This is a genomic window from Trinickia diaoshuihuensis (assembly GCF_003390925.1).
GTDB classification, from domain to species: domain Bacteria; phylum Pseudomonadota; class Gammaproteobacteria; order Burkholderiales; family Burkholderiaceae; genus Trinickia; species Trinickia diaoshuihuensis.
Window position 1 is genome coordinate 89,308 of the sequence record NZ_QUBS01000048.1, and the last position, 15,803, is coordinate 105,110.

The window sequence follows — 15,803 nt, forward strand, 5'->3', positions numbered from 1 at the left end:
GGCTCTCGGAGAGATGGATGAGTGGTTTAAGTCGCACGCCTGGAAAGCGTGTATAGGTTAATCGCCTATCGGGGGTTCGAATCCCCCTCTCTCCGCCAGAAGATGGAGGAAAACCCCGCAAAATCAATGATTTGCGGGGTTTTTTGTTTCGCGGCTATCAAACCGACATATCAAATGTGGGTGAGCCGAAACAATGGCTTCACTATGCCCGCGATAGGGCGTTTCAGCCGGGCGGTGGCCCTAGTAAGCGTCGTTAAACAGTCATTCGCTCGAGAGAAGGCCGCCTGCCCGACGTCTGTCCGGCTACAACAAGGCCAGTTCAACGCGGTCCTGATCTTTCAGATATGCCGCCTCGATCTCTCTGAGATCAGTTCGGATACGTCGATCGAGGTTTTGTCCCAAGTTGCTTTCCATTAGAAACTCCCAATTTCTCGGATACATTTGCCTCAGAACAAAAAGAAAAAAGGAGAGCGGCGTTAGCTCACGATGCAATCCAATTCTTATGTGATTGTCCAAGCCAAAATGTATGTGCGCTGCCGGGTGCACCCCTGTTCTGTATGCGGAAAAATCCAAATCATAGCGAATCGGCGTGACGTGCTCTCTTGCTCGGGCAGTAAGAAGATATTCGCCATACTCCTCTTTGAACTGCTCGACAGTTCTTACGTTATAGGTTTCACCGTTTCCCTCAATGTATTCAGAAAGCGGAACGGCATCCAAAGGCCGGTCATAGAAATGATAGCTCGCTCCCTCCCCCGTTTTGAACACAAAGAGCGAATGGTCCTCAAGTGCTACGTGGAACCAATTATTCGCCCTTGCTTGTTTCCATTGCTCAAAGTAAGATAGGTTCCGTAATACTCTTATGACCTCGGGCGTTATGCGAAAATTTTCTGTTGTCTCGGCTCGCAGGCGAGAGTATCGGAAATATGGGCGCAGCAGTTCAGAAAACATGGAATCGCACCAATTACAGAATCTTCTTTTTGACAGAGCTAGTCTGCCTTTTTCTGGCACGGACTTCCCGGAGCCTTCTCATCAATAAAGCCTCGTACTCCTCGGGCTCTAGGTCGTCCGCCAGCCGCCCGAGCGCGTCCTCGACCTCATCCACGGAAATTTCCACAAGGTCTCTCTTCATAACTACAAGCTCAGCAGCCGGTGGATAATTGAACGTGAGACGAGGTAGGTTGCTCTTTGCGCGTGTTATTTCGTCGGCGAACCTCTGTGCGTCGGGACCGATCCCGCTCATGCGAAGCCATCCCTTCGCTCGCGTCATGGCGGTAAACAGCATATTTCTGTTTTTGGCGGTCGAGCGATAGAACAATGCATCCACCCCGAGCAAAAACACAACATATGCCTCATTACCTTTAGCCTTGTATACAGTTGATAGAGTTATCTTGTTCTTGGCTTGGAAATCTCTCAGACCGTACGTCTCCTCATGGAGGTTGTTGCAGCTAACCCCATATTTTTCAAGCGCTACAGTCAATGCGGAAAAATAGGACCGTACGTTACGGTCATCCGCGCAGATGACTAGTATATCTTCCGGTTGAATGCCTTCACTTCGAATGTCATGGACGATCTGGCTCGCCGAAAAATCGACCTCTTCAGGGAATGAGTTAAACACAGTGACCCTGATTAGATCGTCTGGAGTGTTGCTGTCCGAAATGGAAGATGGAGAATTTTCCGTTGGTCGCTCCACGGTGACAGGATGGCCACTAACCAACTCGCCGGCCGTAACCCGATAACCCAGGTCTTCCCAATGTTCGCGAGATTCAAGCATTTGGACAATGCGTGGTCCGTATATGCCAAAACCGACTGCATGCGCCGTCACAAGTACTTCACGCGGGTTGCGGTAGCACTTGTGCAGCACAATGTCCTCGTCGAAGCTAACGGCTGGCTCGCCCCGGTCGTCCGTCCCGAAGAGGCTGCCAGCAGTTGGGGTCTCGACATCGAATATGGTCTGAAATACGTCATATGCGATGACCAACCGTTCATCTCGGGCGACTGAAAGCGCTAGCCTCAGGAACGAAGGGGGAAAATCTTGCGCCTCGTCGACGAAGACGTAGTCGAATATGGGGGCCGCTCGGCCCGAGTTCAGAAGTCGCTTGCAAGCGTAATCGAATGGTTGCCTCGGATCGAAGTCTTTAGCTTCGCGCAACGTGAGCGCTCTTTCTCCAAATGCTCTCGCTGTATAGGCGTAAAATCCCTCTACTAAAGCGCCACCCCACGCATGCAATACCATGATCCTGTCCCAGTCAGGGTCTCGGTCGTCGAACAGTCGATAGAATCGCGTAATAAGCTGCTTTACGTGCTGATACAGGCTCTTGGTATAAAAAGTAAAGGCAATCGTCGCTTCGGGATCCTTGACCATTGTAATTGCCGCCTTCATGGCCAGCACGACAGTCTTTCCGGAGCCAGCTAAACCACGAACGCGTTGGGGGCCATTTATATCCGACATGTAGCTAAGTCGTTGCTCCCTATCGAAGCGCCGAATTTCGTCCTCGAGGCGGCTGATCTGAGCGGCTTTGGAGTTTGTCCCATATGGCTCGACGTTTCGTTCTGCCGGTTTGAGCAACGCCTTCGAGCCATCAAGGACGGACAGCAACTCCTGCATTACTGTTTCATCCAAGGGAGACGCGGCACGCAGACCGCGGAATCGTTGGTCCAATGCGGCGAAGCCGACGACGACCTGCTCGTCGTAAGCGGACACGTTCAATGTCGTCTCGGCGACAAACACGAACGCGTCCATCGTCACTGCCAATGAGGTTCGGCTACTGCGCAGGCGAGGGTACTTGACAAGACGTGAAAATATTTGGCTAAACGTCGACTCAAGAGAAGCAGCTGATGCCCCGATCGCATGGTCTGAATTTTCGCTCGGCAGCTCGGTACCGATAAGAACCACGCCTAGACTTGGGCTGACCAAGAGCAGCTTCGCGGAAAGGAGTTCACCTTCTTCGCGGAAGATCGGGAAGTTGCAAAAGACTGCGGCGTCCTCTAAGCCGAGCTTGCTCTGATTGTCACGCAAATACTCGAGCACCTCGCGCGCGCTCGGATCATGGCGAAACGAATGTTCGCGCGGATATATTTGTAGCGTCATCTGTATTGTGGGATGGTCATCGCGGTTCGAGCATTGTCAGCTATGTTTCCCCCGTTTCCAAGAGGCTCCCGCCGCGCCCTTGTCCTGCTAGAGACCGCTTGGGTATGGGGGGAAGCAAATCGTCCGGTTGTGGTCACGACGTCTACCTGTGTACAAAAATCTGCTTGACTCACTTTTGGACATGACGGATATTTCGTACATCATTTATGGACAGCCGGAAAGATCATGGGAAGAGTCTTTGCATACTGCCGTGTTTCGACTTCGGACCAGACAACCGACAATCAAGTCCACGAAATAGTGGCTGCGGGCTTCAGCATCGAGCCGCGCCGGGTTATTGCCGAGTGCGTTTCGGGCTCTGTAGCAGCGAGAGAGCGAAAGGGCTTTGCAAAGCTACGCGATCGATTAGAGGCTGGAGACGTGCTGGTCGTGACCAAGTTGGACAGGCTCGGGCGGAACGCCATGGATGTGCGAGCGACCGTCGAAGACCTGTCTATGGCTGGGGTGCGCGTCCATTGCCTCGCGCTTGGTGGCGCAGACCTCACGAGTGCAGCTGGGAAAATGACAATGGCCGTGCTGTCCGCCGTGGCAGAATTTGAGCGCGACCTATTGCTTGAACGCACAGCGGCGGGCTTGGCGCGAGCCAAAGCGTCTGGAAAGGTACTGGGCCGCCCTCGGGCCCTAGACGCTGGACAGGAAGCGCAGGCTTTAAGTTGGCTCGCGAAGGGTGAGTCTGTCGCAGCCATCGCGCGAAGGCTAAATACTAGCCGCCAGACAATCATGCGCCTTCGCGCCTGTACAAGCGAACCCGGCGCTAATTGACTTCGCTACCTATTGCGAGCCGCTGTTAAGCTCACTATTGATTTTGTGCGCAACCTACGGACTAGCTCGGGCGGCGGCACATGTGGAGCTGTAAGCGTGGGATATACTGCGCCGACGCTGGAGGAATGAAAAGATGAATCTCATTGACCTAAAAGAACTAGCTACGCGTGAAAGTGAGCGCGTTGAATGGAAAGAGAACGTCGCGGACGTGCAAGACCTTGTGCGTACGGCAGTCGCCTTTGCAAACGACTACTCAAATCTAGGCGGCGGGTACATTGTTTGCGGCGCGACTGAGAAGAAGGACGCTCATGGGTTTCAAACGGTCGAGCTTGTGGGCCTTACTTCCAGTCGCTTCAGAGAGATAGAAGGACAATTGCTCGCACACTGCCGCGACAAGGTAGAGCCGCCAATTGTGCCGGTGGTATACGAAGAACGCGTTGAAGGCGCTGAGGACAAGCGCATTCTCATCTTTGTAGTTCCGTCCACGGGTTACGCCCATTGCTACCGCGCTGACGGGGCCGACGCGTCCAGATACTGGATTCGCATTGGGCGCGAAACTCGCGAAGCAAAAGATGGATTGCTCCGCGAACTACTTGTTCGCAAAGGCCAGTTGCCGCCGTGGGACAAGCGCGCGGCACTCGATGCACGCGGCAGTGACATTGATCTGGTCGCTCTGCGGGACACCCTCCAGAGGATCGGGATCTGGGATCCGCAAAAGTCGATCGAGGACTATCTATCGGCTCAGGAGGCGATCTCGTCATTTGTGCCAACGTTGCTAGCCCCTAGTGGGGCCGGGGTCTCTCATCCGAGAAATTTCGCGCTGCTGCTTTTTGGTCGCGACCTTTTGAAGTTCGTGCCGGGCGCATATATCGTCTTCTCGATATACAGAGGAAAGGACAGGAGTGAACCGACGGCGGAGCGACGCGATATTGTTGGCAACGTTCTAGAGCAAACCAGAAAGGTGATGGAACAGCTGAACGCTGAGGCCTATATTGCTTACGACAAGGAAAGCCCGGTTCCAAACCAACACAAATACCCGCTGAAAGCGCTCCAAGAGGCAATAGTTAATGCGATCGTCCATCGTGACTATGAGAGTGATCAGCCTGTTCGAGTAACTGTGTTCTCCGATCGGATTGAGATTGCGTCACCCGGCGAGCTTCCACGTGCGCTTGATGAAGCTAGATTCAAAAGCGGGAAGGCAGCGCCTTTTTGGCGCAACCAAGCACTCGCATATTTTTTCTCTAGGCTGCAATTCGCACAGTCGGAGGGGCAAGGGATCCCCACGATTATTCGAAGCATGCAAGAAGAGGGGTGTCCTCCCCCTTCGTTCGTGATTGAGCCGGGGCGAGTGACGTGTGTTCTTCCCGCGCATCCACGTCACTCTCTGCTGCGAGAACTCCAGGCGATTGAGAACAAAATTATCATCGGACGCAACGATGACGCAATTGAACAGCTCGAACAGCTGCTCAACGAGGATCCAAGTAATTTCCGCGCGATTGAGCTGTATTGTCAAGCATCTATTGCAAAAGGAAGCTCACGTCGACTTTTGGATCTTGTAAAAAATCACTACGAAACGATCAAGAACACCAATAATGCATCAACCCTTCTAACCCTGTCCGAGACAATTTTGTCTTTGGGCGAGGATGAAGAGTCGCACAAGATCGCTGCGGCGCTGAACTCCACAGCTACTAGTCGAAGCCTTGAATCCAATGAACTGCGGCGGGCGGCAGTAAACTTGCGAAAACTCAAAGAAGATGATAAAGCAATCGAGCTAATAGAGGAAGCGACAAAAAAGAATCCTGCTCTGAAGCGAAATGCCCCGCTGCTCCAACTAACGGGGAAGGCCCGGATCGACCTTGCAAAAAAATGTATCGAGAAAGCGCGTGATCGTGGTACCTCGCGAGATATGAAGTCTCGTGCTTGGGAATTGTGTCGGACGTATCTGAGTGATGCTGAGCGAGACTTCCATTCCGCCCTCGAATTCGGAAATGAGATCGAACGAGAGTACATAGAGCGAGACCTTGAGTTCCTCGCCCATATGCAGCAAGTATCGAAAAAGCCGACCCACCCTTCAGCCCCTGCGAATCCGGAAAACGTGAGACGTAAGCTTGGGAAAAAATTCAAAGTGGGTGATTCGCGCAAGACGAAAAGGTCAGGCTTTTGACTCTTAGTGAACCGTACGCCTCCGCTCGAATAAGCAAGCAACCGGCTGACTTTGCATTGATTTTGCACTCGGTTGCAAAGTTTTAGCTGTCAGTCCAGCGCCGAGAGGCGTCGGCTAACTTGCTACCACTAACCTTCGAAGCGTCCAAGGTTCGTCACGAACCGCGATCGCCATAGACATCCGCTAGAATTTTGGCCTCATCCCGAGGGTCGGCAAACGTCGACTCTCGGACGACGACAATGAGATCTAAGCACGGAGCCATTAGTGCAAAAAGAAATATTGGACCTGATTTTCGCCGGGGAAAGTGAAACACTTGAGTTCAAGTCCACCGTACCAGACCCTCGGATACTTGCAAGCCTCATTTCATCGTTCGCGAATACTGAAGGTGGGCAGATTGTCGTTGGTGTGAAGGAGCCACCCGAAATCGTGGGCGTGGACGGGACGAAGCTCCGTCGTGTATACGACGCGGCCCTGAAGCGCCTTGCGCCGGCGCCTAAGGCAAGCCTCGCAATCGAATCCCACGAGGGGCACGCAATTGCGGTTATTCAGGTGGAGCGGTCATCCGTACTTGTGAAGGCCGAAGGGGTTCCATTCGTTCGCAAGGCGACGATGACCCAGCCGATGCCGTGGAACGAGATGGTTCGCGATCTCACTCCTCAAGAGCTTCCCCAAGCAGGGGCGGCGCTTGTTGATGCTCTGAATCGACAAATTGAGCTGCTGGAAAAGCAAGACAAGAAGATCGAGGAGATGCGCGCTGAACTCCGCAACGCCAACAGCCCGAAAGCCAAATGGACGGAGCGCGCGTACGGAATAGCTGTTGGTGTTGTCGGCTCAATCATCGCTGCAGCGATCTGGGCCTTGGGCGCAGCACATCCGTAATTGCCAACCGGATCGAGTACGGCAACACTCAAGGCGGGTTTGAGGCCTAAATATACAGATAGCCGGTACACAACTGCTGGTACACTGATATTTCGTCCACAGGATCAAGCTATTGATTTTTAAGTAACGTTATCGGGCGGGGAGCCTGTCCCCCTCTCTTCGCCAGTCAAGCTTCTCAGGCGTTCTCGCCGATTCTCAGGAAATCTCGCTCAGCCTTATTGGGCGGGCGAGTTGGGGTGTAGATCCAGTCGTATTCTCTCGGCCCTCTAGGGCGTTCGCCCCCGCATTTGTGGGTAGGATTTGGGGTAGAGAGCAGAGCTAAACGCTCGGCAATGCACCCGCCGATTACTACTTGCCTCGCCCTTCCGCCGCGTCACCACCGCTCAGGAAATATCGGCGCGTCGATCGCGGGCTCTGGGCTTCGAAGAAGGTTGTCTGGCGCTTTCCGCAAGAGCGAGTGACATCATCGACCTAACGGCTTCCTCTTCGATGCCCTTGATATCCGAGGGGAATCGATTCCGTTGGGGAATGAGAATCATCAGGCCTTCGATTTGGCACGTGATGAGGGCAGCTCTGCACGAAAGTTCCAGCGAGGATAGATCGGGATTGACGGCTTCGAGGAAGCCGCGAATCCAGCGTCGTTGATGCAAGTATGCTTCATCCACGATTTCCCGCGCGAAATCGTGAGTCTGCGCCAAGGCCCACATGTTGATGAACAGACTTTGTGTCCGAGATTGTTTATCGTCTTCGATCAAAAGACGGATCACCTTTTCCAATCGTTCTTCGGCTGTGAGTGACAGATCGTGCCGGAGATTGTCGTAAGTTTTCGCGTACTCTTCGACCACTTGCCTCATGAGCGCGGCAAACAATGGCTCGATAGACGGAAAGTAGTGCTGAAGATTCGATAGGGCGATGCCAGCAGCCGATGCAACCTTGCGCATCGTCAATCCACCGTAGCCCTCGGTAATGAACATGTCGGTCGCGCATTTCAAGATTCGGGCCACGGCATTGCGCCCGCGTTCCGTCAGCGCTCGCTTCCCGTTGTTCCCCATCGCAGCCTGTTCGTCGCCAAACGAATCGGGGGGGAGGTTCAACTCGTCGTTTTCGGGCGAGCGATTCTGCAGCAAGGTCTCGCGGGGCGGAGTTTTTCTGGTCATGGGCTCGACGCCGCAGGCAACAAGAGTTTCGATTAAGAGTTTCGTGACTTATTGTCGGTCATATGACTCATAGAGTGCAAGCCGGTCGTTCGAAGTGGTGGTTATCGTTCGACTCGCGCTACGCGGCCCGCATTGTCGGACGCCGAGGACTCTGCGGATAGACACACCAGAAACCATTCTCATGACGAAAGAAGTGTATGGAGATCGGCCCTGCCGATCTCATCGCTTCAATGCAAACAAACCGCTCGTGAGTCGTAGGCGCTCTGCTAAAACGCGTGACCCGCAAACGATCACCGGGACGGGGAGCGAACCAGTGGTCCACCATTGTGCGCAGCGACCTTCCCATGCAAGCCATCACGTTCCCCTTCAATCATCCTGCGACTCGACTACCGTTTCCTGCGGCCCTTCAGCGAATATCGCCGCCCCGGTGATCCTCCGGACCGCCTTGCCCGGGCCTGCGATGCAATCGTTGTTTTATAATAGGTCAAATGACCCAATTTGTCACCGAGAAGGAAGATCATTGGACCGACTACCTGATCGGATTGCCGCGTCAGGACGGGCGTTCTGAGTTTCTATGCGAAGCCATCCCGGGCAATGTCGAGCGAACCCCATCCGGTGGCGCCCCAACGGGCCAGGCCTTGTGCTGCCGAATACTAAGCGCGAGGCGCTGGACGGTTCTAACGCCGCCGCACATCGAGGCTTAGGACTTCACCCTACTTGCTAAGAATATTTTCATTCGCTATAACTGGGTCATGTGACAAATTTGTGCGCCTAGCTACGAAATCGGCCGACGACAACACCGCGACCCGCGTTATGCGCTTACTGAGTTGAGCGCGTGGCGTGGATGTCTCGGCGCGTTAGGTCGGTCCGGCCGCGGCCAGGCTCCGCGATCGATTAACGATCGTGCGTGCATTTGGGTATTGACCAGATAGCGTGGAGGCGGATCTCATGATGTCGGCTTGTTCTCGTTCGGACCGTTCGCTTATCGACGGGCGCTTTATCGATGAGACGATGGCGTTCGCTGCACGCATGACAAGGGTCAAAGCCATGGCGTTCTACGTCATCGATCAGGAGGCGGACAGTTGCCATTTCCGCCGCCTGGGTGTGCCGGAGAATTTCCACCGCGAGTACAAGGCCGGCATGTGCAAGTACGATCCGTTCGAATACCATCGGCTCGATGGTATGAGCGAGCGGACCATGTTGCTCACGCATGCGATCAGTCCGACCCCCACCCCCGAACACCATCACTATGTGCGCTTTGTCAAAGCGCACGGCTATGAAGACGCCGTTGAGGCAGTTTTTCAAGCCGGCGCACGAGTTCTCGGTGGGATGAGCCTTCTGCTCGAGCAGGGCGATGACGCTTCTCAAGTGGCAGCCGTCATGAACGCGATGAGCCCCTACATCGAATACAACCTGCGGGGTTTCACCGGTAGAAGCAAGACCGAAGTCCGCGAGGAATTGACGAACGAATTTTCCTTGTCGCCGAGAGAGCTCGACGTGGTTGAATTACTGGCGTCGGGACGGACCAACGCTTCAATTGCGCACGCATTGCACATTAGCATCGCGACCGTGAAGTCGCATGTCTTGAAAATTTACGAGAAGGTTGGGGTGCCGAACCGTGCGAGTCTCGTGTCGCTGATGTCCGAGTACGAGACGCACTGACCTTCGCGGTTTGCCGTCGCTGCGGACGATCATTTCCATCGCCGTTAAGGCGACGCCCGATAGCCGCGCATTCAATTCCAACGCTTCGCGCGCGACCGCCGCGGGGCGTTTTCGCACGTTTGGACTCCTCGGGCGCTAGCCTTCCGTGAACCGCTTTCATACAAATCAAATGCGCTCGGGGTTATCCATAGGCTTGCTGAAAATCATCCCTTCGGTTGATCCCCGGTCAAATTTGACACATCGAGAATCGCTTCACCTGGTCACGCATCAATCGGAAATCCGAATGCCTTGCCCAGCGTCAAGTTGCTCTTAGAGAGGGATACGCGATGCACTTCTATATCAAAACCGCGCTGGCAATCGCATGCTGCTGCGCCATTGCGGCAAGCTGGGCGCAGTCTGCTGGGGACACGACGATCAGTGGAGCAGACCGGGCCGGCAGCAAGGACGGACAAATTTCGGCGTTTGAGGGCGCCCAGGCTGCGCCCGCCGGATGGTCCGTTGGAAAGGTGCGGGGCGACTATTCGCCGTATAAAGCGGAAAAGCCGTTGTTCTCCATCACTGCGGAAAACCTGAGTAAATATTCGGACAAGCTGCCGCCCGGGCAACTGGCGCTTTTCAAGCAGATCAAGGGTTATCGGATGGACGTCTATCCGACGCACCGAGATTGCGGTTACCCCGGTTGGATCCAGGACAACATTAAAAAGAACGCGGGTACCGCCAAGCTCGACGCAAGTGGTAACCACTTGCAAACCGCGGTGCTGCCTGGCTTGCCTTTCCCCGCGGCAAAGACCGGGCAAGAGGCGATTTGGAATTACCTCACGCGCTATCGCGGCGTCGGCGTCGAGTGGAGCAAGCTCAACACACTTGTCTCTCCGCGGCCCGGCAGCTCGGACTGGATTGACGTGACCAGCCATCAAACGTTGTTCTTCCCATGGGGCAAGAAGGGGGCGAACGCGCTGCAATCGGACGAAGCGCTGTTCTCGATTTACTTCTCCTACGAGTCGCCCGCCGCTCTCGCGGGACAGGGGCTGGTGCAGACGTTCAATTTTGCCAATAACGACACGCCGACGTATTACTACTTTTCCGGCCAGCGACGCGTTCGACGCATGCCCTCATATGACTATGACGCGCCGCAAATTGGTTTCGAAAACCAGTACACAGTGGACGAACCCTGGTTGTTCAACGGCGATATCGATCGCTTCGACTGGAAGCTGATCGGGAAGAAGGAAATGTATGTCCCGTACAACGACTTCGGGATGTATGACTTCAAGAAGGGCGTCAACGACGTCTACAAACCGGACTCGGTCGACCCATCGGCGCGGCGCTACGAACTTCATCGCGTGTATGTGCTTGAAGCGACACTCAAGCCCAGCATGCGGCACATTTCGCAGAAAAAGGTCTTGTACCTCGACGAGGATACTTATCTCGCCCTGGCGGGGGAAGATTACGACGCCCAAGGCAAGCTCTGGAAGGCCAAGGAAGGCTACCCCATCCCCGTTTGGGAGCTGGGCGGCACGTGTGACGTCGAACCCTTCGCGCAATACAACCTGACATCGGGGCGCTATGTCTCTGACCAAAGCGTGATTGGCGCTGGCGCTGACATTCACTACTTCGAACAGTCGAACGACCCGCACTTCACCTCGGGCTTTTACAGCGCCGAGAACCTGCGCTCGATCAGCGAGCGGTAAGCAGGACAGCCAATCGATTGGCGACGGGCGTGCCCGATGAGGCGCACGCCGCGAACAACGGACGAAGGATGAGCGATGAAAAGACCAGGGGTGGGTGCGTCGATGTCGGTTGCCGTGCTGAGCGCTTTCGCGGCGAACGCATACGGATACGATTTCTCTACGGGTTTGGGCGATCTCTCGGGATCTTGGGTAACCAACTTGACGGCGGGAGCCGGGATTCGGACAAAGAATCCTAGCTGTTCCCTGACCGGCGATCCGAACGCCTACGGCTGCACCGGAGCCAACGTGAATCAGTGGGGCTTCGGCGATAACGGCGACTTGAATTACAAGAAGGGACAGCCATTTAGCGCTTATATCAGCGCCACGAGCGAGCTGCTTCTCACGATGCCGAGCGAAGGCTACAAGTTCATGATTCGCGGCACCGGCATGTATGACTTCCTCGTGAACGACACCGCGCGCACACCTTTGTCGAGTTCCGCGCTCGCGCAAGTCAAATACCCTGTGCGGCTTCTCGATCTTTGGGGCGAGAAGGACTTTAACCTTGGTGGTCAGCCGGCCCACGTGCGGCTAGGCAATCAGGTGATCAACTGGGGCGAAAGCTATTTCGCGACGGGCGGGATCAACGCAACGAATTCAGTCGACGTTCAGTCGTTGCTAATCCCGGGAACGCAATTAAAGCAGGCCTTGCTGCCGGCCCCGATGCTGAGCTTCGCCGCCGGGCTCGGCCACGGCTTCAGCACGGAAGCCTATTACCAGTTTCAGTGGAACGGCAATCGCTATCCACCGGTCGGCACCTATTGGTCCGTCGCCAACAACTTCGGGCGCGGTGCGGAGCCCGCTACCGTCAATTCGGGGAACTTCAACGTCGGGGGCGTCGACGCAGGGACGATTGCCGGACCCAACAGCGGAAATTCCGCGACGATCGCCGGCATCAATCAGGGGCTCGTGAATGGTCAATATGCCGGGCCGCCGTTCAATTCGATCGGTGTGCCGGTTTCCACCGTGCTGCCGTCGCAATATAAACCGCAGTTCGGCGTCAAACTCAACTACAAGCCGAAGAACCTCGATGTCAATTTCGGGTTCTATTACGAGAACTACACGGACAAATCGCCCGTGCTTTCCACCCTGGCTAACGGCTCGAGTCAGTGGTCGTACCTCGCCAATCGGCAACTATTCGGTGCAAGCGCCAACTTCGCACTGGGCGACTGGGCGATTGGCACTGAATTGTCCTATCGGCCGCATGATGCTGTCGCACTGACCGGCTGCTTCGGCGCCGGCGGCGCGCTCGACGCGAACACAAACGGCATCGCTGGCGCCGATTGTCAGCAATGGGCGGACAAGAAGAAGTTCCAATACGACATCAACGGTCAGTTGAGCCTGACGCAGAGCGAGTATCCGTTCCTGAAGCTGCTGCATGCCGATATGGCCTTGCTCACCGCCGAACTGACTTGGATCTACTACCCTGGGCTCAATTCGAACGGCGTGACGCGCACGATCAATGGCCAGGCGGTCACGCAGGCGCCCGCCGCCGGTTATTTCGCGTGGCTGAATAACGGCTCGAGCCTGGGCTATCCGATTATTCAGGCACAAGGAACGTCCAGCTCCGTCGGCGCTACGGTCGATTTCAATTGGACCTATGACGGTACGTTGATTCACGGCTGGCAAGTGACGCCCGGCATCACGTTCTCGGATGCACTGTATGGCTATACGCCGACGTTCTCGGCCAACTACATGCAGGGTGCGAAGTCACTGAACTTCTATGTGTTGTTCAACCAGAATCCGGCAGTCTGGCAGGCCGGCATCAACTATACGGCGTTCTTCGGAGGACATAACACCGTGGGTCAGCCGTATGCGGACCGCAACTTCGTCGGGATGTTCGTGACCCGCAACTTCTGATCGGTAGAGGTTGTAACGCGGCACGCGAGCGCGTGCCGCGACCTTTAAGGGAAGATCGTCGTGTTGAATCGTTTCGTCCTCCGCCTTGAGCGTTTCTTTTTCGGGCATCGCGTGCTTGTCGTGACTGCGATTGCGCTTTTTACCGCCGCGATGGCAGTCTTTGCCGTGCAGCTGCGCATGGAGGCCGGCTTCGAAAAGCAGATGCCCATCGGTCATGAGTACATCCAGACATTCCAGAAGTATCGCAAGGACCTTTTCGGCGCCAATCGCATAACGGTAGTGGTACGCGCGCGTCACGGCAGCATTTGGACGCCGCTTGGATTGACCCGCTTGTATCAAGTCACGCAGGCGGTGACCTTCCTACCGAACGTCGATCGTCAAGGCGTTCAATCGTTATGGACGCCCAATGCCTTTGTCAACGAAATTACGGAGGATGGCTTTCGCGCCAACCCCGTGATCGACGGAACGATCACGCCTGATCAGTTGACCCCGGCCGTTGTCGCGCGGATTCGCCAGTCCGCGACCAACGGCGGATATATCGGCACGCTGGTTTCGCACAACGGCGACAGCGCCATGATCACGGCCGAGCTCAATGAGCGCGACGCGAGCGGAACAGTGCTCGACTATGTCCAATTCAATCATCTGCTCGACGAGAAGATTCGCAAGCCGTTCGAAGATGCCGGGTACGAGATCCAAATCATCGGGTTCGCCAAGCAGATCGGCGATATCGCCGACGGCGCCAAGGCAGTGCTCGGCTTTTGCGGCATCGCATTGCTCCTCACCGCGCTTGCGGTCTACTGGTACTGCCATTCGGTGCGATTCACCGCGTTACCGATTGTCTGCTCGCTGACTTCGCTCGTCTGGCAATTCGGCACGCTCAAGCTGCTTGGCTTTGGCTTGGATCCGCTGGCCGTGCTCGTTCCATTCCTCGTCTTCGCAATTGGTGTCTCGCATGGCATTCAGCAGGTCAACTACATCGTCCGAGAGCTGTCTCACGGCCACAGCACGATGGAAGCTGCGCGCAGCAGTTTCAGTGGATTGTTGGTGCCGGGTACGCTAGCGCTCATTACGGCGTTCGTTTCCTTCGTCACGCTGCTGCTTATCCCCATCCCCATGGTGCGCGAGCTGGCAATTACGGCTTCGCTTGGGGTCGGCTACAAAATATTGACGAATCTTGTCATGCTGCCCGTCGCAGCGTCTTTCTTCAATTTCACGAAAGCGTATGCGGATAGGGCGCTCGAGAAGCGGGAGCGGCGCTCGGCGTGGCTGCGCAAGCTCGCAAGGGTTGCTGAGCCTAGAAACGCCTATTGGGTCGTCGGTTTGACCGTTGTCATCTTCGTCGTCGCGGTATGGCAGAGCCAGGACCGCGTGATCGGTACGCTACAGCCCGGCGCCCCCGAATTGCGTGCGGACGCACGCTTCAATCGCGATGCCGTATCGATCGCACGCAACTACGACGTCGGCCTGGATTGGCTGACGGTGGTCTTCGAATCGACTGGCTCGGCATGCGATAACCCGGCAGTCGGCTTGTTCGAGGACGACTTTGCATCGTCGATGAAGAGCGAACCGGGCGTGGTATCGGTCCAGTCTTATCCCGCGATGCTGCGCGATTACAACGAGGGATACAACGAAGGCAATCCGAAAATGGCCGTCGTGCCGATCGACCCGGGCAACTATGGGGGGCTGTCTGCCGAAATCGGGCGCATCAAAGGTTACATGAACAAGGATTGCAGCATGACTGCCGTGCATTTGTTCCTGGCGGATCACAAGGCGACGACGCTCAATCGTATTCTCGACGACGTGAAGCGCTATCGAGCCGCGCATCGTATGAACGGTCTCAACATTCGCCTGGCCGCGGGCAACGCCGGTGTCATTGCAGCCACCAACGAGGAAGTGCAAAAAAGCGAGTTGCCGATGATGTTGTACGTCTACGCGGCGATCCTGATCCTTGTATTCCTTGCTTATCGCGATGTGCGGGCGATGGTGGCGTGCTGTGCGCCTTTGACAGTGGCGACGTTTATTGGCTACTGGTTCATGAAGGAGCTCCAAATCGGCCTGACCGTCGCAACGCTCCCCGTGATGGTGTTGGCGGTGGGCATCGGGGTGGACTATGCCTTCTACATCTATAACCGCCTGCAGCTGCACATGGCCAATGGCCAGTCGATCGTGAAAGCCGTCGAGCATGCGATGCTCGAAGTTGGGATAGCGACCATCTTCACGGCAATCACGCTGGCCATCGGCGTCGCCACTTGGAGTTTCTCGGCCCTGAAGTTCCAGGCGGACATGGGCAAACTGCTGGCGTTCATGTTCATCGTGAACCTGGTGATGGCGATGACCGCGTTGCCGGCGCTGGCGGTCGTTCTTGAGCGTGTATTTCCTCGCCGGACGCCGGTCCGCGCCCCCGGGCTACTCAGCCACTGACTGGAAGCAAGCTCGACGAGCCATTTGAT

The 15,803-nt window shown here is 55.7% G+C and carries 10 protein-coding genes, 1 tRNA gene and 1 pseudogene; 9 read left to right on the plus strand and 3 right to left on the minus strand.

Going from position 1 to position 15,803, the window contains the following annotated elements; all coding sequences use genetic code 11:
* Positions 1 to 7: 7 nt before the first annotated feature.
* Positions 8 to 98, plus strand: a tRNA-Ser gene (locus DXT59_RS10780).
* A gap of 205 nt (positions 99 to 303) precedes the next feature.
* On the opposite strand, the gene DXT59_RS10785 is transcribed toward DXT59_RS10780, so the two are convergent.
* Positions 304 to 948 (minus strand): DUF2290 domain-containing protein, encoded by a 645-nt coding sequence (locus DXT59_RS10785; protein ID WP_116136889.1) that lies wholly within the window; start codon positions 946 to 948, stop codon positions 304 to 306.
* Between the two features lie 13 nt (positions 949 to 961).
* Entirely contained in the window at positions 962 to 3,088 is a 2,127-nt protein-coding gene (locus DXT59_RS10790; protein WP_116136890.1) for a DEAD/DEAH box helicase, read from the minus strand.
* Between the two features lie 225 nt (positions 3,089 to 3,313).
* On the opposite strand from DXT59_RS10790, the gene DXT59_RS10795 reads away from it, so the two are divergent.
* The 3 genes from DXT59_RS10795 (at position 3,314) to DXT59_RS10805 (ending at position 6,950) form a co-directional block, all read left to right on the plus strand.
* Complete coding sequence (locus DXT59_RS10795) at positions 3,314 to 3,907, plus strand: recombinase family protein (RefSeq protein WP_116136891.1); 594 nt, start codon at positions 3,314 to 3,316, stop codon at positions 3,905 to 3,907.
* A 133-nt stretch (positions 3,908 to 4,040) separates the two neighbouring features.
* Entirely contained in the window at positions 4,041 to 6,071 is a 2,031-nt protein-coding gene (locus DXT59_RS10800; RefSeq protein WP_116136892.1) for an ATP-binding protein, read from the plus strand.
* A 264-nt stretch (positions 6,072 to 6,335) separates the two neighbouring features.
* A complete protein-coding gene (locus DXT59_RS10805; RefSeq protein ID WP_116136893.1) occupies positions 6,336 to 6,950 on the plus strand; it encodes an AlbA family DNA-binding domain-containing protein in 615 nt (204 codons plus the stop codon).
* Positions 6,951 to 7,333: 383 nt separating this feature from the next.
* Here DXT59_RS10805 and DXT59_RS10810 read toward each other — a convergent pair whose 3' ends face one another.
* The gene (locus DXT59_RS10810) at positions 7,334 to 8,107 is read right to left on the minus strand and encodes a TetR/AcrR family transcriptional regulator (protein ID WP_116136894.1); all 774 of its coding nucleotides are present in this window, start codon (positions 8,105 to 8,107) and stop codon (positions 7,334 to 7,336) included.
* Positions 8,108 to 9,055: 948 nt separating this feature from the next.
* On the opposite strand from DXT59_RS10810, the gene DXT59_RS10815 reads away from it, so the two are divergent.
* The 5 genes and pseudogenes from DXT59_RS10815 to DXT59_RS31575 all read left to right on the plus strand — a co-directional run.
* Complete coding sequence (locus DXT59_RS10815) at positions 9,056 to 9,769, plus strand: helix-turn-helix transcriptional regulator (RefSeq protein WP_162878029.1); 714 nt, start codon at positions 9,056 to 9,058, stop codon at positions 9,767 to 9,769.
* Between the two features lie 326 nt (positions 9,770 to 10,095).
* Positions 10,096 to 11,457 carry a DUF1329 domain-containing protein gene (locus DXT59_RS10820; RefSeq protein WP_116136896.1) on the plus strand — a complete coding sequence of 454 codons (1,362 nt, stop codon included), beginning with the start codon at positions 10,096 to 10,098 and terminating at the stop codon, positions 11,455 to 11,457.
* Between the two features lie 102 nt (positions 11,458 to 11,559).
* A complete protein-coding gene (locus tag DXT59_RS10825) occupies positions 11,560 to 13,353 on the plus strand; it encodes a DUF1302 domain-containing protein (RefSeq protein ID WP_420823383.1) in 1,794 nt (597 codons plus the stop codon).
* 60 nt (positions 13,354 to 13,413) lie between these two features.
* Positions 13,414 to 15,774 (plus strand): efflux RND transporter permease subunit, encoded by a 2,361-nt coding sequence (locus tag DXT59_RS10830; RefSeq protein ID WP_116136898.1) that lies wholly within the window; start codon positions 13,414 to 13,416, stop codon positions 15,772 to 15,774.
* Positions 15,758 to 15,802 (plus strand): annotated as a pseudogene (locus DXT59_RS31575) (hypothetical protein); the annotation flags it as partial. The gene DXT59_RS10830 and the pseudogene DXT59_RS31575, both read left to right, overlap by 17 nt.
* Between the last annotated feature and the right edge of the window lies 1 nt (position 15,803).

Coding starts and splice junctions, on each gene's coding strand:
- DXT59_RS10810 (WP_116136894.1), bottom strand. CDS start 8,107: ATGACCAGAAAAACTCCGCCCCGCGAGACCTTGCTGCAGAATCGCTCG.
- DXT59_RS10815 (WP_162878029.1), top strand. CDS start 9,056: ATGATGTCGGCTTGTTCTCGTTCGGACCGTTCGCTTATCGACGGGCGC.
- DXT59_RS10795 (WP_116136891.1), top strand. CDS start 3,314: ATGGGAAGAGTCTTTGCATACTGCCGTGTTTCGACTTCGGACCAGACA.
- DXT59_RS10825 (WP_420823383.1), top strand. CDS start 11,560: ATGTCGGTTGCCGTGCTGAGCGCTTTCGCGGCGAACGCATACGGATAC.
- DXT59_RS10820 (WP_116136896.1), top strand. CDS start 10,096: ATGCACTTCTATATCAAAACCGCGCTGGCAATCGCATGCTGCTGCGCC.
- DXT59_RS10790 (WP_116136890.1), bottom strand. CDS start 3,088: ATGACGCTACAAATATATCCGCGCGAACATTCGTTTCGCCATGATCCG.
- DXT59_RS10800 (WP_116136892.1), top strand. CDS start 4,041: ATGAATCTCATTGACCTAAAAGAACTAGCTACGCGTGAAAGTGAGCGC.
- DXT59_RS10785 (WP_116136889.1), bottom strand. CDS start 948: ATGTTTTCTGAACTGCTGCGCCCATATTTCCGATACTCTCGCCTGCGA.